Origin of the sequence: Enterococcus sp. AZ015 (genome assembly GCF_050499225.1) — a bacterium.
In the GTDB taxonomy this organism is placed as follows: domain Bacteria; phylum Bacillota; class Bacilli; order Lactobacillales; family Enterococcaceae; genus Enterococcus_D; species Enterococcus_D entomosocium.
On the sequence record NZ_JBMHEX010000001.1, the window covers coordinates 1409792 to 1434863 of the forward strand.

The window sequence follows — 25072 nt, forward strand, 5'->3', positions numbered from 1 at the left end:
CGCTGTGAAGGAAAATGTTCTTCGCAGCGTTTTGCTTGAGTTGCTCTTTTTAAAATCAGGTAGCGTATTTATGTTAGGGGAAGATTAAACACGAACAATGAGTTTCAATCTAACAAAACTTGTTGTGCAAGCGGTAATGGAGAATTTTTCAAACATTCTGCAACTAATTTGGCAACGGCTGTAGCACCCTGGTCATTTAAATGCGTGTTATCCGTAATGCCGGCTGGATAATTGGGGTGCTGATTTTTTTCTAAATGAAGAAAATAGGTTTTCGCCTGTTGTGGTTCCAGCGCTGAAAAGAACCGTTGTGTTGCGGCAAAAAGATCCAGACAGACCACATCCAAGGAGGTAGCCAAAGCACGCATTGCTTCTGGGTAAGGACCGACTGCCAAAGGATCAAGTTGTTGTTGGTCCACGTAATGCAAACGAGTGATCGAGGTCAATAGGATCGGTGTCGCTTGCTGCTGGCGTGCCGTTTGCACGTAGGTTGCTAAATTATGCTGATATTCAACAGGTGTCGTGCCGCGACTATCTGTTTTTTGATCATTGTGTCCAAATTGAATCAAGAGATAATCACCAGCATGTAGTTCTTTTTCTGCCTGCAACAAGCGTCCTTCTTCAATGAAGCTCTTGGAGGAACGCCCATTTTTTGCCAAGTTGACGATTTGATGCTGGGGTAGATACCGTGAGATTTTTTCTCCCCAGCCCGTTTCTGGACGAGCGCTAGGCTCTTTGATCGATGCGGTGGAATCACCGACGATGACGATTTTTTCCATTGTCTTTCTCCTGAAATTTGAAGTAGTTTTTGGCGTTTTGATAACAGACATTTTCTACTAATGGTTTTAGCTGACGAAGATCAGCAGGTGCTTCACCACGTACAACGATCTCAGCAAGCCATTCACAAAAGACGCGTCGGAAATATTCATGACGGGTGTAAGACAGAAAGCTTCTTGAATCCGTCAGCATGCCGACAAAGTTAAAGATCACACTGCCGTCTGCGAATTTCGTCAATTGGTGACGCATGCCTGCGCGGGTGTCGTTATACCACCAACCAGATCCTAACTGCAATTTATTATTGCCTTCTTGCTGGAAGCACCCCATCAAAGCGACGAGTGCATCATAGTCATTGGGATTTAAGGAGTAGAGAATCGTTTGAGGCAAATGGTCTTGCGCATCAGCAGCGTTCAATAATTTCTGCAAGTTTTGAGTCAGTGGTTGATCATTGATGCCATCGTAGCCAGTATCTGGTCCCAAGCGCTCAAACATTCGTTGGTTGCAGTTACGGTACGCATGGACATGCAGTTGCATCGTCCAACCATGTTCGTGATACAGCTGCATCAGTTCAACTAGAACATTGGTTTTGAAGAACGAGACTTCTTTTTCCTCCAAAGATTCTCCAGCTAATGCTTTGGCAAAAATTGCTTCAAGGGATAACTGTTCGTCTGTAGCATACACTAAAGTATCCAGCGCATGGTCAGACAAGCGGCAGTGATGCTGGTGAAAATAGCTTACACGGTCCCGCAAGGCTGTCAAGAAAGCATCGTAGGTAGTGATCGCGTTTTCGACACTCTTTTCGAGTTTGGTAACATAGGTAAGAAAATTCGGATGGTCGATTTGTAACGCTTTGTCAGGTCGAAAGGTCGGCAAGACCCGAAAACGTTGCTCTGTTTGGCTTAATTGGTGATGATAGTGAAGATCATCGACTGGATCATCTGTGGTGCAAACGATCTCGACTTTACTGCGAGCAATCAAAGCTCTTCGGGTAAAGTCTTTTTGCTGCAATTTTTCGTTGCATAGCCTCCACAAAGTTTCGGCATTTTCTTCAGTAACGGGAAGATCGATCGCAAAAAATCGCTTTAACTCTAAATGGGTCCAACTGTAAAGGGGATTTCCCACCAATTTTGGCACTGTTTGACACCATGCCAAAAATTTTTCATAATCACTGGCATTGCCCGTAATCGCTTCTTCGGGTACGCCACAAGCGCGCATCAATCGCCACTTGTAATGATCGCCACTTAGCCATGCCTCGGTGATAGTTTTAAAGGGCCGATCCTCATAGATTTCTTTCGGGTCTAAGTGGCAGTGGTAATCAATGATCGGCAGATCTTTGGCATATTCATGGTAAAGGGTTTGAGCAATTTCATTTGGCAGTAAATAGTTTTCATTTAAAAACATGTCGAACCTCTTTTCTTTGGTTATAGTGTCACACCATTTTTAAAGATGGCGATCTCACGAACGTTGTTGGCTTCATTACGAGTCGGTTTTCCACTGGCAGTATCGATGATCGCTTGAATAAAGTCTTCCAGCACGACCTCCATCGGCTCTTCCAACAAGCGACCAGCGTTGAAATCCATCCAGTGGGGTTTCTTATGATAAATCTCTTGATTCGTGGCAACTTTCATGGTCGGCACATAGGCACCAAATGGCGTGCCCCGACCAGTGGTAAATAAGACGAGTTGGCAATCGGCAGAAGCCAGTGCAGAAGCGGCAACAAGGTCGTTTCCAGGACCTTCCAGCAGGCTCAAGCCTGGCTTTCGGAGTTTCTCCCCATATTTTAAGACATCGACCACAGCGGAAGTCCCAGATTTTTGGGTACAGCCTAATGACTTATCTTCTAGCGTAGTGATACCGCCTGCCTTATTGCCAGGAGAAGGATTTTCATAGACTGGTTCACCGTAAGCAAGAAAATAATCTTTAAAGTCGTTGATTAGATGGAGGATTTTTTCAAAGGTTGCTTCATCTTGTGCACGCGCCATCAAGACTTGTTCAGCGCCAAACATTTCGGGTACTTCCGTCAAGACCGTGCTGCCACCTTGAGAAACTAAAAAGTCAGAAAATGCCCCTAACAAAGGGTTGGCGGTGATCCCAGAAAACCCGTCAGAACCCCCACATTTTAACCCGATCTTTAGCTCACTCAAGGGAACGGCTTCTCGTTGATCCTCTTTTGCTGCTTCCAGTAATTCTTCTAATAAGCTTTCGCCGACCGCAATTTCATCGTCACTTTCCTGTGCCACCATAAATTTGACGCGCTTTGGATCGTAGTCACCCAGGTTTTTCTTAAACTCGGGAACGGTGTTGTTCTCACAACCTAAGCCAAAGACCAAGACGCCACCGGCATTTGGATGATGCACCGCATCAATTAAAATTTGACGGGTGTTTTGATGATCTTGGCCTAACTGGGAGCAGCCGTAGGGATGTTTAAGGATCGTAATATGATCAAAAGTGCCAAGATTTGGATGATTCTTCTTGAAGTTTTCAACAATGATCTCTGCGATGCCATTGATACAACCAACTGTTGGCACGATCAGTAAATCATTACGAATCCCAACTTTGCCATTTGCCCGTCGATACCCTTGGAACGTCGCAGCCCTTTTTGGATAACGGACGGGATGCAAATCGGGGGCATAGGTGTATGCTAAGGTACCAGAAAGGTTGGTTTTGACATTGTGGGTATGCAACCATTGGCCAGTTTTCACGTCAGTTAAGAGATGTCCAATGGGATAGCCATATTTGATCACGTCTTGTGATTGTGCTAGGTCTTTGAGGGCGATTTTGTGTCCTTGTGGAATATCCTCAAAAAGGGTGATCGTTTGACCTTCAAATGCAAGGGTCGTTTTAGCAGCTAGTGGTTTTAATGCGACTGCGACATTGTCTTTAGGGTGCAATTTCAATAGTTGTGCGGGTGTTTCTGTTAATGTGCTGGACATAAAGATTCTCCTTTATTTCAAATTTGGCTCAGGGGTGTCAATCGACGCAAGTAACTGGCGGGGTCCGTCTTGTTTTAGACATGCGCACATTTCATTGATTGTCTCTGTCATAAAGCTCAGGTCTGCATGCCAAAGTTGCTCATTTTTTAATAGAGCTGCGATCTGTTCTTCTGCTGGTAATTGTTTCACTTGCTGAAATATGGTTGTCACTAGCTCATCATCTTGAAAGGGTCGTGTGAGATAGAAAGTCAGCAACCCTGCCAGTGCGGCAGTGATTCGTTTTGGTACCTGCTGGTTTTGTTGGACATAACGAGTTAAGACTGGTTGAAGACGCGCACGGAATTTTGAGACGCTATTTAAAGCGATCGATTGTAGCTGATGCTTCACATAAGGATTTCTGAAGCGCTCTTTGATTTGGTCCGCATAAGCTGCAAGCTGCGCTTTAGGCAAATCAAGCATTGGAATCAACTCTTTCTGAAAAAGACCATCCAAAAAGGCTGCAAATTCACGCTCGTTCATTACTTCTTCAACGGTTTCTAAACCCGCTAAAAGACCGAGGGGAACCATCGCCGTATGAGGACCATTTAATAAATGTACTTTTTGTTCACGGTAAGGAGTCATATCTTCTGTCACGATCACATTCAACCCAGCTTCTTGCAAAGGGAGCTTTTCGGCTACGCCGTTTCCTTCGATCACCCATAGCATAAAGGGTTCCGCAGTGACCATTACGGCATCCTCATAGCCAAGAATCTCTTGGTATTGTGCCACTTTATCGCGAGGATATCCTGGAACGATCCGATCGACTAAGCTGCAGCAGAAGGTGTTTTCTTTTTCTAACCAGTTGACGAAGTCTGACTCCAAAGACCATAATGCGGCATATTGTAAGACGATCTCTTTTAGTTTTTCCCCATTCCGATCGATTAATTCACAAGGAATGATCAAAAATCCCGGTTTTTGTCGTTGAAAACGACGATACAAAAGAGCGGTCAGTTTTGCAGGGAAACTGTGGGGAGGGGTATCGTGTAAGGTATCCTCTGGGTGAAACGCAATACCTGCTTCCGTCGTATTAGAAACGATGATCTCGAGTTGCTCATCTTCGGCTAAAGCAAGATAGTCTTCCCATTGCTGATAAGGATTCAGCACTTGATCAATGGTGGAGACGACTTCAAATGTTTGAGATAAAGCGCCATCGACAAGTCCTTCTAAGATAACGGTGTAGAGATTTTCTTGTTGTGCCAACAGCTCTTTCAAGCCGTGATCAATCGGCTGTACCACAACGGCACTGCCATTAAAAAGCCCTTGTTTGTTCATTTGCTGCAGCTGCCAGTTAAAAAAGCCCCGCATAAAATTGCCTTCCCCGAATTGAATCACTCGGGCTGGATAGGTTTGATGGGGTTGTTCGGTAATTTTTTTCATAGAATCCTCCTTAAAAAATAGTTATGCACACGTTAACATTTTTGCGTAAGCGCTCTTGAAAACAAGAGGCTTACAGCGATTGACGAATGATTAACGAGGTATCAAAGAAATGTTGTTTCTCAACTACTTGATTGGCAAATGCTTGCAACAGCAGAGTTGCTGCCAATTGACTCATTTCATAGACTGGTTTGCGGATCGTTGTTAAAGGGGGATACGTATAGGGAGAAAAAGAACTATCATCAAAACCGATGATACCGATCTCCTCTGGGATCTTTCGTCCTGCTTGATGACAGGCATTGATCGCCCCGATCGCCATATCATCATTGGCGCAAAAAATCACTTCAGGTGGTTCAGGTAAAGCGAGTAGTTGCTGGGCACCCAGCTGACCACTTTCCAACGAGTAGTCGCCAGCTACGAAGTATTCTTTCGGGCAGACAAGCTGCTTCTCTTGAATCGCTTTCATAAATCCTTTGCGGCGCTCTCTAGCGGAGCCAAAGGAAGCGATCCCTTCGATCATGGCGATCTTTCGAAAGCCTTGTTCAAGCACATAGGCGATCATTTGATAGACCCCTTGGGCATCATTACTAGTGACATTCATCAAGGTTGCATCCTGCAATTGACGATTCAAAACGACGATGGGAATGTTTTTCTTTGAAAGAGCAGCGATAAAGCCGTCATCACGATCGCTTTGACTCATCACGATCGCTCCATCTAGGCGATTCGGCTCTTCATCAAATGTATCGGATTGCAATAATTCATGAACCGCCAAAGTATATTCGGATGGTAGGGTATCACTGATTCCTTTGATCACTTCGACTAAAAAGCTATCGGAAGTACCAATGGATAGATGAGAAAAATAAAGACCAATGATATAGGATTTTTGATTCACCAGACTTTTGGCATTGACATTGGGCACATAATGTAAAGATTCAGCGATGGCTGCGATCTTCTTTTTTGTTTCTGGCTTAATTAATGGGCTATCGTTTAGCGCACGAGAAACAGTTGTATGTGAAACACCAGCGACTTTGGCGATATCTTTGATCGTGACCATAGAAAACCTTCTTCCTTTTTGCTTGATTCAAGCATAGCTTGTTCCCACGAGAATGTCAATACACCAAGGATGCACACGTGAAACATTTTTCAAAATAACATAGGAACTTTTTCTGGGATGTGCTAGTATAAAAGAAGATAGTTAGGTAATGGGAGGGAGTCTATGAAATTCTTTTTAAGCTATCATCAAACATCCAACTTGTTTTATAAAATATTTATTTTGATTTTTCTAATTGGTAGCGCTTTAACCATTGGGTTTAGTGGGGTCATTTATCATCGAACGTATCAAAACATTCAAGAAACGTTTTTGCAAAGTCAACATAATTTGGTCAACCAAGTCAAAGAAAATCTGGATCAAAAAATTCAGATGGTGGAGTATGCCTTTTCTACATATAGCAGCACGCAAAGCTTTTCCGATACGATGGAACAGCCGTTTTCCGTGACGAATTATCGACAAGTGCGCGAGATCAATTCGCAACTGGCTTACATTGGTGTGATGGGAATCGAAAACGCCAGCTACCAATTGGTGAATTTGAATCAGCATTGGAAAATCGAAGAAGGCTCCTTAAAACAGATCGATGATACTGAATTCGCTGCTTTTCAAGCGTTGATCGACAACCAACGCTACTTGTATTGGTTGCCAGAAGATGGCTATTTAAAAATGGTGATGACGTTGCCTGTGTTTCGACAGGAAACCACTGCTTTGGGGATCGCTGAAATCCAAGACCATACCATTGCGCAGTTGGTGGCAGATCATGACGATTCCTTTTTGAATATTTTTCATGCGGACGGACAACTGCTTTTCGATAATGGTGAAGTGATCAATTCTGACTTACACGAAACAATGATCGCAGCTGCCCACGACGATGGTATCTTCACTGACAAAGAAAACAATAAGTATGTGGTCACACAATCGGATTACAATCAGTGGTATCATGTGATCCGTCTGGCACCTGCCAGTGTTTCGCAAGCAATCCGTGAATTAAGAAGCGGTTTGATCGTGATTGGCAGTCTTTTGATCATCCTCTTTTTATTAGTATCCTATCGCATTGCGATCGTGGCTACCTCACCCATCAATCGGATCGGTGAGCTTTTAAAGCCCAAAAAACAAGGTCAGAAATTAGAAGTCAATCAGTTGATTTCCGATATCGACCAGGTCTTACATCAAAACCACGATCTCGCCGTCAAAGTTGAACACCAAAAGCCCGAGTTAGAATCCTTGTTTTTATTAAACTTGTTTCGCGGCTGTATCTCAGAAGCAGATAGTCACTTAAAACTGTCACAATTTGGGTATGAAGTATCCGAAACGGAACACTATGCCGTATTACTGATTCAAATCGATGATTTGTGTGGACGAGAAACAGCGACTATTGATATATTCTTGCTTGCCATCGAGAATCTCGTTTCTGAAATCATTCCGGCGAATTTGCGTTTTCAGCCAATCATCTCCAGTCAAGAAACCCAAGGAACAATTTTAAAGCTTCCTGAATCAGTTGACCAAAAACAAGTATTGACCTATTGTCAAAAAATCCATCAAGCGGCAAAAGATTACTTGAAAATCAAAATAAGTTGTGGGGTCTCACAATCCTACGACCGCCTCGTAGAAACCAAATTAGCGGTTGATAACGCTAAAGAAGCCTTGCACTATCGAATGAATTTAGGGGAAGAAGTCATTATCTTTTTTGACGACATTGCGGCACAATTAGACAATAATGCGATCGTTCAGTACCCTAGAGAAGCAGAAAGCACCTTTTTGGATGCAATGCGTAGTGGGGATCTAACGACCATCAAAACGAGTTACACAGAAGTCGTACGGGAAATCATTCATGAAAACAAAAATCCGTTGACGATTGAAAGTGCCTTGTTTAAGTTGATCAACAGTATCGTTCAGTTAGGGCAACTCCTAGGAGCAGATCATACTAGCTTGCAGAATAGTCGTAAAGTCTATCAATCCGTGCTCAACCAAACCAGTTTGTTCAAAGTTGAGCAAATCATCTATCAAGAGTTAGTTTTACCTATCGTTGAAACGACACAAGCCAAAACAGATCGAGAAATTCGCTCCTTGTCTGAAAAGATGGTCTTGATCGTACACCAACAATACGACCAAGATCTCTCCTTAGATAGCATTGCTGAACAGTTGCATTATAATGCCAATTACTTAAGTAATGTGTTTAAAAAGGAATTATCCATCAATTTTGCCGATTACTTACAAAACTATCGATTGCAAGTCGCGAAAAAGTGGTTAAGAGAAACCGATTTGACCATCAAAGAAATCGCCGCCAACCTACAATATACCAACTCTCAAAACTTCATCCGCTTTTTCAAAAAGAAAGAACAGATGACACCCGGAGAGTATCGCAAACGATCCAAAGATTAAAAGAAAAAAAGCGTTTTTTGATCGTTGATCAAAAAACGCTTTTTTTCTTTGCTGCCTGTTGGTTACCCTTTGACGGAACCAACCATGGCACCTTTCACGAAATACTTCTGGACAAATGGATAGGCGATCAACATTGGCAAAGTCGCAACGACGATCACGGCCATTTTCACGGATTGTGCTGGGGGGACAACATCGACACTAGCGGCATCGGCGTTCATCCCGCTGGAGACAATCACGATTTGTCGAAGGAGCACTTGGATCGGCCATTTCGCTGAATCATTGATGTACAAAATCGCTGATTGATAAGTATTCCAATAACTAACAGCGTAGAACAAAGAGATCGTCGCAATCGATGGTAAGGAAAGAGGTAAGATGATACGGAAAAAGACGCCCCAATCAGAGCAACCATCCATTTTTGCTGATTCCTCTAAACTATCAGGAATCCCTTGGAAAAAGTTTCTCATAATGATCATATTATATGCACTGATGGCGCTCGGTAAGATCAGTGCCCAGAGAGAATCGATCAAGCCGAGGCTTTGTACCAAAATAAAACTTGGGATCATCCCTCCGCTAAACAACATCGTAAATACGACAATAAAATTGAAGATGCCACGTCCATGCAAATATTTTCTTGAAAGAGCATAGGCCATAAAAGAGGTCAAGATCATTGAAAGAACCGTTCCGACGATGGTCACAAAAAGGGAAACACCAATACTCGTAAAAATCGTGGGAGTCGAGAGAATATACCGGTAAGCATTTAAGCTAAATTCACGTGGGATAATGATAAATGTTCGTGTCGCAATCTCAGAAGAAGAAGCAAAGGAGCTTCCGAGAATGTTCAGAAAAGGCAAGAGACACATTAAGGTAAAGAGTAGTAGAAAACCGATAATAAATCCTTGAACAACCCGTTCACTCTTCGGGCGGTTCGTTTTTTTTAGGGTTTGTTGCATAGGAAAAACCTCCATCTTTTTTTACTTAAATAGGTATTTCCAACGTATCATGAGGCGGGGACAACGTATATAATCACTTTTACATGTTAAAAAAATCACAATCATGACAAACGTTGATAAATCAATGGTTTTCCAATTCGACCGAGAAATAATCCTAAAAAATGTATGCCTTTCCAATGCTGAGAAAATGATTATATACGTTATCTTTCTTACACGCTACCATGGGACTATCAAATCAAAAAAACTCGGAGGAACAAGTATGGAAACAAAAGTTGATAATTACTTCTCACCACTTACTGAAGAAGAACAGCGACTGCGGTTGAAAAAGAAAAAATGGGCGCAAATCAGAAAAAATCGTGCGCTCTATATTATGGTATTGCCAGGTATTTTATATTTTATTATCTTTCGTTACATTCCAATGGGCGGTTTAGTCATCGCTTTTCAAGACTACCAGCCATTCTTAGGGATCTTAGGCAGTCCCTTTGTTGGGTTTACTCATTTTATTCGGCTCTTTACTGAAGATACTTTTGTGATGTTGATGCGCAACACGCTGATCATGTTTTTCTTAAATATCACGATTTCCTTCCCTTTTCCTATTTTATTGGCGCTTATGTTAAATGAAGTAAATAACCGTCGCTTGAAAAAAAGTATCCAGACGATTATTTATTTGCCTCATTTTATGTCGTGGGTGATCGTAGTTTCAATCTTCTACGTCCTGTTGACGACTGAAGGCGGTGTGATCAATAACATGATCGAAAGTCTTGGTGGGGAACGTATCCCATTCTTAACTAGCCGTACTTGGCTACGTCCAATGTACATTTTCCAAGATCTTTGGAAAGGTGCCGGTTGGGGGACGATCGTCTATCTAGCCGCTATTACCAATGTTGATGAACAGCTTTATGAAGCTGCGGATATGGATGGGGCTGGCAAACTACGTAAAATGTGGCACATCACGTTGCCGTGTATTCGTCCGACGATTGTGACCTTAATGATTTTAAAAATCGGTTCGATCTTAGATATGGGCTTTGAGCATATGTTCCTATTAATGAACTCAATGAACCGTGAGGTTGCCCAAATCTTTGATACCTTTGTCTATACCGCCGGGATTCAAAATGGTCAATTGAGTTACTCGACAGCTGTTGGGCTGTTTAAAGGTCTTGTAGGTTTGATCCTCGTTGTCTTTGCGAATCGTTTGGCGAAAAAAATTGGGGAAGATGGTATCTATTAAGAAAGAGGGGATCATATGACGATTGAGAAAATCACGAAAATCAACGATGGGCTAACCGCGTTTTTGACCCTGATCGCCCTTCATTTTCTTTGGCTAAGTGTGACACTTCTGGGGGGAATCTTTTTGGGAATCGGACCAGCCTCGTATGCCATGATGAAATATTATGATCGCTGGCTTCGTCTTCACGAACGACCGCCTTTGATCAAAAGTTTTTTCTACTATAGTAAAGAACGGTTCCGACAATCGGTGCTGATCAGTTGGTTGTTTCTGATCATTGCAGCAATCGTGATCACCAATATATTTGCGCCATTTCCATGGTTTATCCAAGTAGCGAATGTCCTCTTTTTGATTGCGTTTCTCTTTCTATTCATGCACGTGTATACCGTCATGGCAGCCACTAACTTTGTGACCGTGTTTGAGATCCTGCGAGGGAGTGCGTTGTTAGGTTTAGGCTATCTGCATTATTCGATCATTAGTTGGTCGATTTTGATCGTTGGCTATTTAGTTATTGGCAGCTATTTCTTGATCGGACTCATTTTGATGGGGAGCAGCTTAGTTGGTGGTGTTTTTGCCCTTGCTGGTAAAAAAATTCTTCAAGATATCCACCCAATTGAAACAGATCAGGTGGTTTCAAAAACGGCATCGACTACGGAGCAAACCGTTGCCAGTAAAGGAGATGAGGTCATTATCTAAAGAAAACGGCTCAAAGACTTTTACTGGTCCGTGAACAAAACGGTCACTAGAAAACACCTGAAAAATAGCAAAACAAGTTGAACCCTCATGAAATACAGCCAGTAAAACGGATTCATTGAAACAGCTCTATGAATTGAGGAGACTACAATAAAAGGAAGTATCGTACATGAAGAACTATTCGGAAATTGCTTTGAACACATTATTTGAGCGCTATGACTACTTATGCAAAGAAAAAATTTATCACGGAAAATGGTCCTATGACATCGGGGTCGTTTTACAAGGCGTGAAAGAAGCCTATGAGCAAACTGGTGATAAACGCTATTTCGACTATATCCAAAACACGATGGATGTTTATATTGACGAAGACGGTTGTATCAAAAACTATCAGATGGATGCGATGAATATCGATTACATCAATAATGGCAAATGTTTATTCTTACTATACAAAGAAACAGGTGCTTCAAAATACAAGATCGCCTTGGACACGCTGTATCAACAATTACAGCAGATGCCAAGAACAAGCGAAGGCGGGTTCTGGCATAAAAAAATCTATCCATATCAAATGTGGTTAGATGGCTTATATATGGGGGCCCCATTTTTGACAGAATACGCACTGACATTTGAGAAAGAAGAAGCATTGGCAGATGTAATCAAGCAATTCACCTTATGCTTTACGCATAACCTAGATCCAAAAACGGGTCTTTTGTATCACGCGTGGGATGAACAAAAAGTCCAGCCGTGGGCAGATCCTGAGACCGGTTGTTCAAAAAATTTCTGGGGACGATCAATGGGATGGTTCATGATGGCTCTCACAGATACGATGGTGCTATTAGGGGAATCAGAGCTGAAGAATCCATTAGAAAACATGTTTGTCTCCTGTCTAGAAGCTCTTGCTAAAGTAAGAGATCCCCAGAAAAAAGTGTGGTATCAAGTCTTAGATAAAGGCAGGGAGCGTGGGAATTATTTAGAAGCATCCGCTTCTTCAATGATTTGTTACGCAACAGCGAAAGCGGTCAAAGCAGGGATCATCGATCAAAAATGGCAAGTGTTTGCCCAAGAGACCTATCAAGGATTGCTGGATGAGTTTGTCTTTTTAACAAAAGAAGGTTGGTTGAATCTGATCAGAAACTGTGAAGTTGCTGGTCTTGGTGGACCAGATAATCGGGATGGTACGTTTGTTTACTATATCAGTGAACCCGTTATCACGAATGATTTCAAAGGATACGGTGCCTTTTTACAAGCGAGTTTACTGCTGCAACCATTAACGGAGGAAGGAAGCAAGAAATGAATATCCAATTGACTACAGCTGATTTACAAGGAAAAGAAGGTCTGTTGACAGAAGCGATTCAAGAAAAAATTGATGAATTGCATCAACAAGGAGGAGGCAGAATCACTTTTTCAGCAGGACGCTATCCGACGGGTGCGCTCTTTTTAAAAAGTAACATTGAACTGCACCTACTATTGGGGGCGACCTTAGTATTTTCTGATGATCCCAAAGACTATCCCGTCGTCGTGTCTCGCTGGGAAGGGGTCAAACGGGAAGTTTATGCCTCTTGTTTATATGCCGAGAATGCGGAAAATATCGCTGTCACAGGACTAGGAATGCTTGATGGACAAGGGCAAAGATGGTGGAAGACCTTTCGGGAAAATCGTGAACAGCTTGCTTATCCACGACCAAAATTAATCAGTTTTGACTCTTGCCAGCAAATTACGTTGAAAGATATCCGTCTTGTCGATTCACCCAGTTGGACCGTCAATCCGATTCTTTGTCAAAATCTAACGATCGATAATCTTCGCATCAAAAATCCAGCGGATTCGCCAAATACAGATGGGATCGATCCTGAATCTTGTAAAAATGTCCGCATCAGTAACTGTCATATCGATGTTGGCGATGATTGTATCGCCATCAAATCAGGAACGGAGGACACTAAAGAACGGGTCGCTTGTGAGAATATCACGATCGTAAATTGCCATATGCTTCATGGGCATGGGGCCGTCGTTCTAGGGAGTGAGATGAGCGGCGATATTCGTAATGTCACTATTAGTAATTGTATTTTTCAAGATACCGATCGTGGGATTCGTTTGAAATCACGTCGTGGACGTGGCGGAACGATCGAAGATATTCGAGTGAATAACATTGTGATGGATAATGTCATCTGTCCATTCACTTTAAATCTTTACTATTTCTGTGGACCGAAAGGCAAAGAAAAGTATGTTTGGGATAAAAATCCGTACCCGATCACCGAGGAAACCCCTCATTTCCGGAGAATTCATTTTGCAAATATCTCGGCTCGGAATGTCCATGCGGCCGCTGGGTTTGTTTATGGCTTGGCTGAACAATTTATTTCAGATATCACTTTCCAAGATATTGCCGTCTCTATGGCTGAGCACCCAATTCCAGGAAAGCCTGCGATGATGACAGGTATCGAAGAGATGACAAAACAAGGTTTTTATATTGGCTGTGGACGGAATATTCAGTTTGATCGTATCAATTTGGAAGGTGTAACTGAAGCGTTCCATATCGAGAATAGCCGGGAAATCACCGTCACACAGTCATTTGAGAATCGTCAGCCTCTGGGATTTCAAGGAGATTTTTTGTGAGGGATCCTCAGTTACTTCAGCTGCTAGGTCCTGATATGAAAGTTGCACCACAAGTGGTTCAGCAAACAAAAGAGCAGGTGCAAAATTATACCTTGGAACATTTACTTCTACGATTAAATCAAGAAGAGGATGTCCCTGCATACTTTGCTTATCCTAGCTCTCAGCAACCGGTTCCACTCGTTTTGTTCAATCATTCTCATGGCGGCGACTTCACGATGGGGAAAGAAGAACTGCGACAAAGTCCGCCGTATATGCAAAAAGAAAGCCTATTCGCTGCATTTATGAAGCTGGGCGTCGCCGTTGGAGTGATCGACATGTGGGGTTTTGGCGAACGAAAAAACGGTGAGAATGATAGCTACAAGCGGTTTCTGTTGCAAGGCAAAACATTATGGGGACAACGAATCTATGACAATCAACAGTTTTTAACCTATCTTGCTTCCCGTAAAGAAGTGAAACATTCCGCTATCGCCACATTGGGACTTTCTATGGGGGGCTTGATGAGCTGGTGGTTGGCAGCGCTAGATGAACGGATATCAGTGGTGGTGGACATGGCAGCACAAGTGGACTATCAAGCATTGATCAAAGAGGACCGTCTAAGCAAACATGGGTTTTACTATTATGTTCCTAATGTGTTGAAAGACTTTACGACTGCGGCGATCCAAAAACAGATCGCACCACGCCCGCGTTTGAGTTTGGTTGGCAAAGAGGATCGTGGCTGCCCCTCAAGCGGCGTCGCTCGTTTGGATCAGCAGGTCGGGCAGCATTATGAAGCAATAGGCTACAAGGAGCATTGGCAGGCGTGTTGCTTGCCAGGTGGTCATGAAGAAACCAAGGAGATGAGAGCGCAGTGGATCGAATTTCTAAAACAACACCTCCTATCAAGCTAAAGGTTAGTAAAGAGCCGCAAAAGGGTGATTTTACGAGTATCCAAGCAGCCGTGTTGGCTGCTGAAGCCTTAAACGCACCTTGTGAGATCACGATCGCCTCTGGCGTGTATCAAGAACAGGTGAAAATCTATAAAAACCAGCTTACGTTGATCGCGGAACCCCACACGTTCTTATGCTACCACTTGGCTGCCGAGCAAACCGATGAAAATGGGCAAAAAAGAGGAACCTTTCAAACAGCGACGCTCTTTATCAATAGCCGAGAAGTCTTTGTAAAAAACCTGACCATCATCAATGACGCAGGGTATGGGCAAGCAGTCGGGCAAGCAGTTGCCGTCTATATCGAAGGGGATGACATTCGCTTCGAACGCTGTCATCTCGATGCTTTTCAAGATACCTTGTGTCTGGGTCCATTGCCAAAATATACCAAAGAAGGCGAACCAATGATCAGTCCTTGGCGAAAAACAATCTTTGACCAACAACAGAGTTTGTTTTTGCATTGCAGGATCAGTGGAACAGTCGATTTTATTTTTGGCGGTGGTTCCGTCACCTTTGAAGAGTGTCGCCTGCATTGTAAAAATACACCACAAACGAACTACGTTACTGCTGCCTCAACTAGCAAACAAGCAAGCGGGTTAACCTTCGATCGGTGTCGGGTGACAGGGGACAAAGCCTATTATCTAGGCCGCCCTTGGCGCAATGAAGCCAAAGTAACCTTTTTATCCTGCTGCTTTGATCAACAGCTCGCCCCTTGCGGATGGTCTGATTGGGGAAAAACAGCAAACCACCAAACGGTCGCGTTCACGGAGCGAATGTGTTGTTATCAATCAAGCCCCAAACGTCCTGAATGGGTGGCTATCGAAGGAGTGATAGAAAAATGAGCAAGGCAAAATGGTCTGGCTGGATCGGGATGGTTCTCGCTCTGGTGTTGATGGGCGGCTTTTCCTTGGCGATCAATCAAATGACTGTCCAGCAGTTCGAAGAGATCTTTCAACGTGCGTTTCCCACTGTACTGAATCAAATGACGGCAGAAGCAGCATTGGCGCAATTTCAAACACTCGGTGCTTGGTTTGGCTTCACGCTGTTGGCACTCCTGATATTGGTTTCAGTGGCGACGATGCTGGTTCGCTATCGTAATTATCGAAAGCAATCTTGTGCTATTTATTTTTTGACTGGTGTCGTGACATTGATTGGTAGTCAAATGATCGCTTTTCCGATTGCCTTTTGTTTCTTTTTAGCGGCGGGTTTTTGTTTTCTCCATCGCGATGATCGACACAACAAAAAAACAACGGACACAGTCAGCAAACAAGGAGGGGTTGCATGAAGTCAATGATCAATAATCCGATTTTAAGAGGGTTTCATCCTGATCCGAGTATTTTAAAAGTCGAGGATACTTATTATTTAGCGGTTTCTTCCTTTGAGTGGTTGCCAGGAATTCGGGTCTACTGTTCTCGAGATCTAGTCAATTGGTCCCATGAAACAGATATTCTGACCAATCAAGTGAATTTATTAGGCAACGCAGCAAATTGCAGCATTTGGGCACCGCAAATCAGTTACGCAAACGGACAATACTATTGTGTCTATACAAATGTTCGCAACACGACACGCCCCTTCAAAGACTGTCGAAACTATCTCATCACGGCTCCTACGATTCATGGGCCATGGAGTGAGCCTATTTACTTAAATGGTAGTGGCTTTGATCCGTCCTTGTTTCATGATCAAGAGGGGCGTATCTGGTTATTGAATGCGCTTTGGGATTATCGTAAGGATACACCAAATAAATCGGTGGGGATCGTGCTCCAAGAATACTCTGAAGTACAAGGCCGCTTGATCGGTGACAGAGTGCCAATTTTTTCTGGAACCCAGCTGGCGAAGACTGAAGCACCGCATCTTTATTACCACAATGAGTGTTATTACTTACTGACGGCAGAAGGAGGAACGGGTGCAGGTCATGCGGTAACGGTTTGTCGTAGTAAAACCATCACTGGGCCTTATGAAGTAGATCCGCATTTTCCCATGATGCGTGCCTATCAGCGCGAAGATTCCCCTTTTCAATGTACAGGTCATGGCAGTTTGACGATTGCACCATCAGGAGAATGGGTCATGAGCTATTTGATGACTCGGCCAGTAGAAGAGGCAGCGATCCTTGGACGAGAGACGGCACTCCAAACCGTCTATTGGGATCACGAAGGATGGCTGCGTCTTAGCAATGATGATACGATCCCAGATCAAACCATCAGACTCGCTAGCGACGCTCAGAAGCAAAGGGCATCACCTGCTGTTTTTATGGATGATTTTAAAGGATCATTGCAAAAAGCATGGAACGGTAGGCGATTGCTGCCCAATGAAGAGTGGTGCAATCTGAGTGAGCGACCAGGGTATTTGCGATTGATCGGCGGAGAATCGATGCAATCGAACTTTCATAAGCACTTATTGGCGATTCGTCAACAAGACGTTTGTTTTGAAGCTGAAACAGTGATGGAATACCACCCCCAATCGTTCAATCAGATGGCTGGATTGTCGCTTTTCTTAAATGAAGAAAACTATTTGTTTTTCTACGTAACCTATGATGAAAAAGAAGACAAGGTCCTTCGGTTGCTGCGGTGTTGTGAAGGAGAATTTCACTTGTTCCCAGATAAATTGCCCCTCGCTGCTGCAAGTGAGCCGATTGGATTGAAAGTAGTCGGTTCTTATCTAGAAGCCCAATGGTTCTATCGGCAATCACAAACGTGGCATCCCTTTAAAAAGCAAAACATCCAGTTCTTGTCTGGTGGTTTTACGGGGAATTTCATTGGAATCAGTGCCCATGATCTAGATCACTTTGCTGGAAGCTATGCCGATTTTACGTACTTTAAGTATCAAGGGAAAGATCCGCTCGATGATGATTCCCTAAAAATAGAGAAAGAAGGGTAACGAATGAAAAAGTTGAAAGTAGCAAGTTTATTATTATGTGCAGGACTGTTTTTAGCAGGCTGCGGCGATGGCGGAGGTTCATCTGATGGACCAGAAAGTGATGAAAAAACAAGTATTTCTTGGATGGCAATGCTGCATACCGCTTCACCTCCGTCTGGGGATGTAACACAAAAGTTAGAAGAATATACAGGGGTCGAGATCGACTTTACATGGGTGCCGGACGCATCAAAAACAGAACGCTTGAATGCAGCATTAGCGTCAAATTCTTTAGCAGATATCGTAAGTTTGACAGAAATCAATAACACAACCGTCCGTAGTTCGCTAGCATCTGGAATGTTCTGGGATGTGGAACCCTATTTAGAAGAGTTTCCGAATCTGGCAGAAATTTCTGAGGATCGCTTAGAATCTTCTCGTATCGATGGTCATATCTATGGTGTACCGTTTCTAAAACCGATCGCTCGTTATGGTGTCCTCGTAAGAAAAGATTGGTTAGACAATTTAGGGTTGGACGTGCCATCGACTTTAGAAGAATTATCAGCTGTGGCACAAGCCTTTACAGAAGGAGACCCAGATGGCAATGGGGTAGATGACACGGTCGGATTCGTTGAACGTGATGAGTCCTTTAATGTTGGGTTCCGTTCACTTTCAGGTTACTTTGGTGCAGACAATTGGTTTACGATCACGGATGATGATGAAGTGATGCCATCCTTTATGCAACCAGAATACAAAGAAGCAATGGAATGGTTCCGTAATATCTATGATAACGGCTGGATGAATTCTGATTTTGCGGTAATGGCGAAAAATGATCAGAAGAACTATATCGTTCAAGGTCGTGGTGGGATTGTATTGAGTGGTTTGCAAGAAGTACGTAACTACATTGATGATGCAGCTGATACTGATGAAGAGCATATGGAATGGGTCTTGATCAATGATATCGTCCATGAAAATGTGGAACGTCGTATCCTTTCTGATACCAATGGTGGAATGGGCGGTTGGTTAGCCATTCCGAAAAACAATGTTGAAACCGAAGAAGACTTACGTGTTGTTTTGAAATTTATCAACGATTTGATGGACGAAGAGCCGTTTACCTTGATGACGCAAGGGATCGAAGGGGTCCATTATGAAATTGATGATGAGGGTGTCTATGTCCGTTTAGATGATACGAAGTGGCAACAAGAAGTACAACCATTTTCTTCGTCTCGTCCATCAGAATTAGTAACAGTTTTCCCTTCAAGCAACCCATATGTCAACTTAGCCAATGAAAAGATTCGGGAAAATGAAGAGTTTGCGGTGATCAATCCTGCACAATCGCTGACCTCTGAAACCTATGATCGTTCATGGTCAAGCTTGATTGAAGGAATCTCAGACGCTTACTACCAATATATGACTGGGGAAATCGAGATCGATGGGTTTGATACAGCGATCGAAACCTTCTTAAGAAATGGTGGACAGCAAATCATTGATGAGTTCACGGAAGATTATCGTTCACAACAATAAAGGTCACAAAAGGTTCTGATCATCTGTTGAGAAGGAATGGATGAAGTGAGGAGCCGCTACTGCTGAATGATTGGAAGACCAAGACCAGTTGAAGTGATTCGCTGCTTGGTCTTCTTTTTGCTTCAAAAGCAGTGAAGAAAGGAGAAGCTATGTTTCAACTAACTGTTCGGGGGCATGATTTAAAGAATTATGGGTCCCCAGAAGAATTAGCGCAAAAAATTGCCGCCAAAAACATTCATAACATTCAATTTGCATTAAATAAATCCTTCCCGCAATGGGCAGAGCCAGAGCAATTAAGCCCTGGTTTAGGCCGCTTTTTCAAACGTGTTTTTGGTCAATCTTATGTTCAGGTCGCTTTATTGAGTTGTTATAGTAATCTGATCCATCCTGATCTGGAAAAACGGGAAGCGATTTTATCCAGATTCGAGACCTATCTCGCACATGCCAAATACTTTGATGCAGCTATGGTTGCAAGTGAAACTGGTTCGGTTTTGCCAAATATGGGGTATACCGAGGAAAATTTCAGTGACGTCGTTTTCGATGATTTGGTTCAGGTGATCAAGCGTTTGGTCCAAGTGGCTAAGAGACATCAAGTGATGCTAGGGATTGAAGCGGGCTTGAATCATCCACTATCATCGATCGATCGAATCGAAGAATTGCTGGAACGAGTACCGTCTGACTATTTAGGGATCATCTTTGATCCAACCAATCTGATTACGGCGAAGAACTATCAAGAGCAAGTCGCTTTGACAAGGGAAGCTTTTTCCCGCTTTGGTGATGCCATCGTTTGCTTGCACTTGAAGGACTATCAAGTAATCGATGGTAAAATCAAGGTAGTGCCATTGGGAGAAGGAAGGATTGATTATCAACAACTATTGGCCATCACCGCTGAATACAAGCCATTTTGTTATGTTGTGTTAGAAGGGACGACCGAAGAAGCGATGCAGCCGACCATTTCACTGATTGAAGCATTGCAAAAGTGAGCGAGCTGTCTTTGATTGTGACTGATGAGGAAAAGCTTTGTTACAAGGAGTCACGGGAGATCAAGGAATCCTTTCCTCAACAAGCAGATTTATTTACTTACTAAAAGTTAGTGTTATACTTAAAGGTACAAGTGAACTTAACTGTTTAGAAAAGAGGAAATAGCGATGACAATGATTCAATCAACCTATCAAATCGATGCAACAGCCGCAATTGGCAAAGTCGTTTTAAAAGTAGCGAATATGGAAAAAATGAGCCAGTTTTATTCGGACGTGATCGGCCTGACTTTATTGGAGCAAAGTGCCGATCACGCGCGATTAGGCGTGGGGACACAAGAGCTTTTAGTTCTAGAGAAGGTGAGTGATCCGTTGCCTTTGACACGGAAAACAGGCCTTTTCCATACGGCGTTTCTTTTGCCTAGCCGTAAAGACCTAGGAAATATGCTGATTCATTATTTGGAGGCCAAAGCCCCTCTGGATGGTGCTAGCGATCATGGGTATAGTGAAGCGTTATACCTGACCGATCCAGAAGGAAACGGGATCGAAGTGTATCGTGACAAACCGAAGAGTGACTGGGATATTCGAGCAGACGGTGAGATCGTGGGCGTTACTATCGAAATGGACGCGCAAGGCGTGCTGGGAGCCGCTGACCGATCACAAACGACTTTTCCAGTTGGCACCACGGTGGGGCATGTCCATTTGAAAGTGGCGGATCTGGCAAAAACAGAAGAATTCTACACCGAAGTTTTAGGCATGCGTTTGACTTCAGATTTTGGTAGCCAAGCAAAGTTTTTTGCTGCTGGTTCGTATCATCACCATATCGGATCGAATATTTGGATGGGAAGAAATGTTCCAGCTATGGAGGAAAAGGATCTAGGCTTAGCGTACTTTACGATCGTTTTGCCAGCTTTTGCTTTTTCTACGTTACGAAGTCATCTAAAGGCAAGTGGCGTTTCTTATGAGTTAGAAACAGACAGCCGCTTGCATTTGACTGATCCGAATGGGATCAATCTGATCATCGAAAGAAAGAATCAGCCTTAAGATGGAGGTTTTTTCATTCATGAAATGAGAGAATAACCTATAATCAAGTAAAAGGAGAGCAAGCATGAAAAAAAACGGGGCGGGACAATCACTATTTCTAGCATTATTGATCAGCATGGGCTTATTTTTCTTTGTCCAAGGGAAACAATTAATAGAAAGTGGGGCGTCTCCTGTGATTTTTATTGCTTTTTCGGCTTTTGCAGGAATTATCGGAGTTGGTGTCTATGGTCTTCAAGCAATAATGAAACAGCATCGGCGCAAAGCCATGGTACCAATCAAAACCAAAAAATAAAGAAACCGGCCAATCTTAAACAGGAAGATTGGTCGGTTTTTTGTTTACGCTAAGAAAAAATGGGGAATGGGATCTGTCTCGTCCACTACATACTAATTTTCCATGTTTTCAATCGCAAATTCGATCTCATCAGGTAAGAAGCCGTTCCCTTCAAGATGAGCGGCCATATTTCTTTGACGGATCCCTAACACCCGGCGGGATTGATTGGCGCGCCCTAAAGCATGGCGATACCAATCTACGTCAAGGGTCTCTAGTGCCCATTGTGTTTCCTCCGCAGTGAAACCTTCTGTTTCTAACAGTTCTGCCATCTCTTGTTTTGAATAAAAGCGACGATTTCCTTGCGCTCTAACGAGGAAAAAGGCTTCACGTTCTCGTTCTGTCGCATTGTTTTCGCGCTCATAGCGTGCTGCTACAGTCGGGGCGAAATGAAACCCTGCTAAAATCGTTTCCTCGGTCACTTCGTTATCAAACACGTAGGTTCTAAATTGAAAACGATTGTCGTTTTCCAGTTCAAGCCATAGTGATTCAACCAGAAATCGATAACCGACTGGAATCGTTTCATAAACTGCATCGGCAATTTCGTAAAAATAAGCGGAAACGGCTTCGTAAGGAGTCATTATCTCGGGAACGATTTCCGTCGTTTGCCCATTAAACAAAGTGATTGCGGCAGGGTATTTTTCGCCAGCATTCGTAAATGTGAGAATCTCCACTGGCTCATGTTTTGTTGAAAAGACATTCATGGTCACGCCGTTCGCCAAATCAATAGCACTCTGCCACTCGATTTCTTGGTCATCGCTTTGTTGGTGTAAGTGTTCAAGTGTATCAGGTGTCAAACCAAGCTTTTCTCGTGTATCTTCATTAATTCCTTCTTCATCGGCAAGAGGATTGTTTGCTCCAGCGGTCACTAGTGCTAAATCCTCTTCGTATTCGTTGAATAATTCTTGCAATTTTGCTCGTCTACTGACGATGATCGGGCTCTCTTCATGGATGGCAAGTAAGGCTTCGATACGGCCATTGCGAGCGGCAACCCAACTGGGCATATCCAGATAGCGAGCTTCGATCGCTTCTTGAGCGAGTGCGATCATTGTTTCCGTGTTTTCAATGAATGCCGCCTTGTGTTTTGAGTTGCTATTGACCTGGTCTAGAAAGGCCAATTCTGCTTCTTTGCCTCGAATCATCAGTTCGAGATTTTCAATACTTAAATCATAAGTAAGATTTTCTGCATGATAGGTATGTTCCCAACCAGCATCTAAAGCTGCACCGATGCGCTCAGAAAGTTCCTCAGGGCTTGCTAAATTTATCGTCCCACATCCTGAAATCAGGGATAGTATCAGTAATAATGGCAACAAAACTTGTTTTTTCATTTTTCTCCTCCTCGTGAGACTCTAGTAAACCTCGCCAATTTGTACGAATGAACGCATCAGTACGAGCACTTTCTTGGGTATAAACATAGTCACAGTATAAGGGACATCAACTGACCCCCAAAGTTAGACCAAAAAACCAAATTTTTTGGGGTCACTACAACAGCATATGGCATCGCGATGCCCTTTTCTTCGCTAGTTTTTAGTTACCCATGTTTGTCATCGCGTAGTCGATTTGTTCTTCTGAAAAGTCTTCGGAAGCCAATAACCGGCGAATGTTGTCTGGAGGAAGACTCATCAAGGAATGGTAACTATTTGCTTTCTTCAACGCCTGCTCGTTCCAATCAATCGTGAGCTGATCAACTGCCCATTGCGCATCATTATGGGTAAACCCTTCAAATTCTAATTGTTGGATCAATCGTGCACGTGAGAAAGCCATGAGGTTCGTATAGGATTCGGCACGTGCGATCGCTCGTCTTTGTTCTGAAGCTCCTTCATTCTCGGTCTGAGTTTGTTCGTCCTGGTTTTGCTGGCTTTGCTCTTGCTGCAAAGCCGTAGCTGCTTCTTGTTTTGCGTTTGCTTCTTGAAGCTGTTGATACACGGTAGTGACCATGTCTTGATCAATGTCATGATCAAAGCCATAGGTCATCACCGCCAGCTGATGTTCATCTGAAGATTGATCGAATCGATTCATAAACATTAACGATTCACGAGGAATATTTACGACCAGCCCTCGTAAAATCGTTTCATAGAATGCAGCTTTTTGCTCGTCGGCAGTTTCCCGATTAAGAACAGTAAATCCAGATGCGTACTCCTCTTCGGGCTTCGAAAAAACGAAGACGTCAACATTCGTTTCACTTGTGTGGTAAACAGTGGCGGTGAGTTCGTCGTCAAGTTTGATTCTGCGATGAAGAGTTAGCTCATCTTCGGTGAGCTGCTGAAGCTGCGCAATATCGTCTGCCAAAAGCCCCAGCTTTTGACGCGGGTCGGCTTCAGGAATCGTTTCGTTTGCTACCTCCAGCAGACGGTTGAGGTTGTCATGATTACTGAGAATGATAGGGCTCCGTTCATGAATCGCAGCCAGAGCCTGGCTATAACCAATGCGGGCAGCAAACCAAGCAGGGACATCGATCCGACGCTCCACTAACGCTCGTTCAGCGGTTGCAATCAAATCAATTGTGTGGCTGATTAACTGATAAAGATCTTCGTCGGAAGAATCAAGCTCTTCCAAAATAGCCAATTCGGCTTGACTGCCGGCAATCAACAACTCTAAGGTTGCTGGGTGATAATAGGCCCAGCCCGTTCCGGATTGGTTTGTATATTCCAGTCGTGCGTCGATGCCAAGTGCAACGGTCTCTGACAGTTCTTCATCTGCCTTTGCGCAACCGATAAGCAAAATAACGAATGACAATAGGGTGATCAGTACTCTTTTTTTCATTAGGCTCCTTCTTTCTATCGAAAGTAACTGAGAAAACGGTCGGAAGAGGTTTGTTTATCTGGGGGAAGGAGGAGAGAAGGTGAATGGGAAAAATGCTGAAAAGATTTTTCATCACCAGTAAATTCAGGCAACTGTTTCTGATCCGCCAATAAGAAAAAGCGGAGCATCGAACCAGCTTTTGAGAATAATCGTTATATTATTCATTTTATATGAAAAATAGTGTGAAATGCAATGATAAAAGAGTTTTTATCGATTTTTACATTTGGGAAAGGAAGCTTCGTATCAACTTTCTAGGAGTAGACGCTCAAGATCAAAGCGATCGAAAGAATTCATCGAAGGATCGCCATGGGGAATCTTTTGAGCAAACAAAAAAACAGCTTCCCATAATGGGGAAGCTGTAAGGATGCGGAAAATGGGATTTGAACCCACACGAGCGATTGCTCACAAGACCCTCAATCTTGCACGTCTGCCATTCCGTCATTTCCGCAAATACTATAGAAGGAAACGCAGGCTGAGGTAGTTCTGTCACGCCGCGTCTAGAAAATATCTTACCTGATTTTCAACAGGTTTGTCAATAACTTTTCCTAATGCTATTTGAAAGAATTTTCAGACTTTAGATTGCATTTTTTTCCATAAAAGGTATG

The 25072-nt window shown here is 43.2% G+C and carries 21 protein-coding genes and 1 tRNA gene; 13 read left to right on the plus strand and 9 right to left on the minus strand.

Going from position 1 to position 25072, the window contains the following annotated elements; genetic code table 11:
- Window positions 1–104 precede the first annotated feature (104 nt).
- The 5 genes from IGK85_RS06595 to IGK85_RS06615 form a co-directional block, all read right to left on the minus strand.
- Entirely contained in the window at window positions 105–776 is a 672-nt protein-coding gene (locus IGK85_RS06595) for a rhamnogalacturonan acetylesterase (RefSeq protein ID WP_008381539.1), read from the minus strand.
- Entirely contained in the window at window positions 751–2175 is a 1425-nt protein-coding gene (uxaC, locus tag IGK85_RS06600; RefSeq protein ID WP_008381536.1) for a glucuronate isomerase, read from the minus strand. The genes IGK85_RS06595 and uxaC overlap by 26 nt, the downstream gene beginning before the upstream one ends.
- 20 nt (window positions 2176–2195) lie before the next feature.
- Window positions 2196–3707 carry a UxaA family hydrolase gene (locus IGK85_RS06605; RefSeq protein WP_008381535.1) on the minus strand — a complete coding sequence of 504 codons (1512 nt, stop codon included), beginning with the start codon at window positions 3705–3707 and terminating at the stop codon, window positions 2196–2198.
- 12 nt (window positions 3708–3719) lie between these two features.
- Window positions 3720–5123, minus strand: a complete 1404-nt coding sequence (locus tag IGK85_RS06610; RefSeq protein ID WP_008381533.1) for a tagaturonate reductase — start codon at window positions 5121–5123, stop codon at window positions 3720–3722.
- 70 nt (window positions 5124–5193) lie between these two features.
- Entirely contained in the window at window positions 5194–6174 is a 981-nt protein-coding gene (locus tag IGK85_RS06615; RefSeq protein WP_008381531.1) for a LacI family DNA-binding transcriptional regulator, read from the minus strand.
- Window positions 6175–6336: 162 nt separating this feature from the next.
- Between IGK85_RS06615 and IGK85_RS06620 the strand changes: the two genes are divergently transcribed.
- Entirely contained in the window at window positions 6337–8550 is a 2214-nt protein-coding gene (locus IGK85_RS06620; RefSeq protein WP_008381529.1) for an AraC family transcriptional regulator, read from the plus strand.
- Between the two features lie 62 nt (window positions 8551–8612).
- On the opposite strand, the gene IGK85_RS06625 is transcribed toward IGK85_RS06620, so the two are convergent.
- A complete protein-coding gene (locus tag IGK85_RS06625) occupies window positions 8613–9500 on the minus strand; it encodes a carbohydrate ABC transporter permease (protein WP_008381527.1) in 888 nt (295 codons plus the stop codon).
- Window positions 9501–9759: 259 nt separating this feature from the next.
- Between IGK85_RS06625 and IGK85_RS06630 the strand changes: the two genes are divergently transcribed.
- From IGK85_RS06630 to IGK85_RS06685, 12 genes are all read left to right on the plus strand, one after another.
- The gene (locus tag IGK85_RS06630) at window positions 9760–10728 is read left to right on the plus strand and encodes an ABC transporter permease (protein WP_008381525.1); all 969 of its coding nucleotides are present in this window, start codon (window positions 9760–9762) and stop codon (window positions 10726–10728) included.
- A gap of 15 nt (window positions 10729–10743) precedes the next feature.
- Window positions 10744–11421, plus strand: coding sequence for a YesL family protein (locus tag IGK85_RS06635; protein WP_008381523.1), 678 nt, complete (start codon window positions 10744–10746; stop codon window positions 11419–11421).
- A gap of 166 nt (window positions 11422–11587) precedes the next feature.
- On the plus strand, window positions 11588–12709 hold the full coding sequence (locus tag IGK85_RS06640; RefSeq protein WP_008381520.1) for a glycoside hydrolase family 88/105 protein: 1122 nt from the start codon (window positions 11588–11590) through the stop codon (window positions 12707–12709).
- On the plus strand, window positions 12706–14022 hold the full coding sequence (locus IGK85_RS06645; protein ID WP_008381518.1) for a glycoside hydrolase family 28 protein: 1317 nt from the start codon (window positions 12706–12708) through the stop codon (window positions 14020–14022). The genes IGK85_RS06640 and IGK85_RS06645 overlap by 4 nt, the downstream gene beginning before the upstream one ends.
- On the plus strand, window positions 14019–14909 hold the full coding sequence (locus IGK85_RS06650) for a dienelactone hydrolase family protein (protein ID WP_008381516.1): 891 nt from the start codon (window positions 14019–14021) through the stop codon (window positions 14907–14909). Before IGK85_RS06645 ends, IGK85_RS06650 begins: the two co-directional genes overlap by 4 nt.
- Window positions 14870–15787, plus strand: coding sequence for a pectinesterase family protein (locus IGK85_RS06655; protein ID WP_429972204.1), 918 nt, complete (start codon window positions 14870–14872; stop codon window positions 15785–15787). Before IGK85_RS06650 ends, IGK85_RS06655 begins: the two co-directional genes overlap by 40 nt.
- Window positions 15784–16230: a DUF4064 domain-containing protein gene (locus tag IGK85_RS06660; RefSeq protein WP_008381512.1), complete on the plus strand. Its 447-nt coding sequence runs from the start codon at window positions 15784–15786 to the stop codon at window positions 16228–16230. Before IGK85_RS06655 ends, IGK85_RS06660 begins: the two co-directional genes overlap by 4 nt.
- Window positions 16227–17819 (plus strand): glycoside hydrolase family 43 protein, encoded by a 1593-nt coding sequence (locus tag IGK85_RS06665; RefSeq protein ID WP_008381509.1) that lies wholly within the window; start codon window positions 16227–16229, stop codon window positions 17817–17819. Before IGK85_RS06660 ends, IGK85_RS06665 begins: the two co-directional genes overlap by 4 nt.
- 3 nt (window positions 17820–17822) lie before the next feature.
- On the plus strand, window positions 17823–19316 hold the full coding sequence (locus tag IGK85_RS06670; RefSeq protein WP_008381507.1) for an extracellular solute-binding protein: 1494 nt from the start codon (window positions 17823–17825) through the stop codon (window positions 19314–19316).
- A 149-nt stretch (window positions 19317–19465) separates the two neighbouring features.
- A complete protein-coding gene (locus IGK85_RS06675; RefSeq protein ID WP_008381505.1) occupies window positions 19466–20299 on the plus strand; it encodes a sugar phosphate isomerase/epimerase family protein in 834 nt (277 codons plus the stop codon).
- A 165-nt stretch (window positions 20300–20464) separates the two neighbouring features.
- Window positions 20465–21337: a VOC family protein gene (locus IGK85_RS06680; RefSeq protein ID WP_008381503.1), complete on the plus strand. Its 873-nt coding sequence runs from the start codon at window positions 20465–20467 to the stop codon at window positions 21335–21337.
- A 64-nt stretch (window positions 21338–21401) separates the two neighbouring features.
- The gene (locus IGK85_RS06685; RefSeq protein ID WP_005229963.1) at window positions 21402–21629 is read left to right on the plus strand and encodes a hypothetical protein; all 228 of its coding nucleotides are present in this window, start codon (window positions 21402–21404) and stop codon (window positions 21627–21629) included.
- A gap of 92 nt (window positions 21630–21721) precedes the next feature.
- On the opposite strand, the gene IGK85_RS06690 is transcribed toward IGK85_RS06685, so the two are convergent.
- From IGK85_RS06690 to IGK85_RS06700, 3 genes are all read right to left on the minus strand, one after another.
- The gene (locus tag IGK85_RS06690) at window positions 21722–22993 is read right to left on the minus strand and encodes a hypothetical protein (RefSeq protein ID WP_008381501.1); all 1272 of its coding nucleotides are present in this window, start codon (window positions 22991–22993) and stop codon (window positions 21722–21724) included.
- A gap of 199 nt (window positions 22994–23192) precedes the next feature.
- Window positions 23193–24428: an Ltp family lipoprotein gene (locus IGK85_RS06695; RefSeq protein ID WP_008381499.1), complete on the minus strand. Its 1236-nt coding sequence runs from the start codon at window positions 24426–24428 to the stop codon at window positions 23193–23195.
- Window positions 24429–24832: 404 nt separating this feature from the next.
- A tRNA-Leu gene (locus tag IGK85_RS06700) sits at window positions 24833–24915 on the minus strand.
- Between the last annotated feature and the right edge of the window lie 157 nt (window positions 24916–25072).

What these genes read in the sequence shown, in the direction of transcription:
- IGK85_RS06595 (WP_008381539.1), bottom strand. Translation starts at nt 776, where the DNA reads ATGGAAAAAATCGTCATCGTCGGTGATTCCACCGCATCGATCAAAGAG.
- uxaC (WP_008381536.1), bottom strand. Translation starts at nt 2,175, where the DNA reads ATGTTTTTAAATGAAAACTATTTACTGCCAAATGAAATTGCTCAAACC.
- IGK85_RS06605 (WP_008381535.1), bottom strand. Translation starts at nt 3,707, where the DNA reads ATGTCCAGCACATTAACAGAAACACCCGCACAACTATTGAAATTGCAC.
- IGK85_RS06610 (WP_008381533.1), bottom strand. Translation starts at nt 5,123, where the DNA reads ATGAAAAAAATTACCGAACAACCCCATCAAACCTATCCAGCCCGAGTG.
- IGK85_RS06615 (WP_008381531.1), bottom strand. Translation starts at nt 6,174, where the DNA reads ATGGTCACGATCAAAGATATCGCCAAAGTCGCTGGTGTTTCACATACA.
- IGK85_RS06620 (WP_008381529.1), top strand. Translation starts at nt 6,337, where the DNA reads ATGAAATTCTTTTTAAGCTATCATCAAACATCCAACTTGTTTTATAAA.
- IGK85_RS06625 (WP_008381527.1), bottom strand. Translation starts at nt 9,500, where the DNA reads ATGCAACAAACCCTAAAAAAAACGAACCGCCCGAAGAGTGAACGGGTT.
- IGK85_RS06630 (WP_008381525.1), top strand. Translation starts at nt 9,760, where the DNA reads ATGGAAACAAAAGTTGATAATTACTTCTCACCACTTACTGAAGAAGAA.
- IGK85_RS06635 (WP_008381523.1), top strand. Translation starts at nt 10,744, where the DNA reads ATGACGATTGAGAAAATCACGAAAATCAACGATGGGCTAACCGCGTTT.
- IGK85_RS06640 (WP_008381520.1), top strand. Translation starts at nt 11,588, where the DNA reads ATGAAGAACTATTCGGAAATTGCTTTGAACACATTATTTGAGCGCTAT.
- IGK85_RS06645 (WP_008381518.1), top strand. Translation starts at nt 12,706, where the DNA reads ATGAATATCCAATTGACTACAGCTGATTTACAAGGAAAAGAAGGTCTG.
- IGK85_RS06660 (WP_008381512.1), top strand. Translation starts at nt 15,784, where the DNA reads ATGAGCAAGGCAAAATGGTCTGGCTGGATCGGGATGGTTCTCGCTCTG.
- IGK85_RS06665 (WP_008381509.1), top strand. Translation starts at nt 16,227, where the DNA reads ATGAAGTCAATGATCAATAATCCGATTTTAAGAGGGTTTCATCCTGAT.
- IGK85_RS06670 (WP_008381507.1), top strand. Translation starts at nt 17,823, where the DNA reads ATGAAAAAGTTGAAAGTAGCAAGTTTATTATTATGTGCAGGACTGTTT.
- IGK85_RS06675 (WP_008381505.1), top strand. Translation starts at nt 19,466, where the DNA reads ATGTTTCAACTAACTGTTCGGGGGCATGATTTAAAGAATTATGGGTCC.
- IGK85_RS06680 (WP_008381503.1), top strand. Translation starts at nt 20,465, where the DNA reads ATGACAATGATTCAATCAACCTATCAAATCGATGCAACAGCCGCAATT.
- IGK85_RS06685 (WP_005229963.1), top strand. Translation starts at nt 21,402, where the DNA reads ATGAAAAAAAACGGGGCGGGACAATCACTATTTCTAGCATTATTGATC.
- IGK85_RS06690 (WP_008381501.1), bottom strand. Translation starts at nt 22,993, where the DNA reads ATGAAAAAACAAGTTTTGTTGCCATTATTACTGATACTATCCCTGATT.
- IGK85_RS06695 (WP_008381499.1), bottom strand. Translation starts at nt 24,428, where the DNA reads ATGAAAAAAAGAGTACTGATCACCCTATTGTCATTCGTTATTTTGCTT.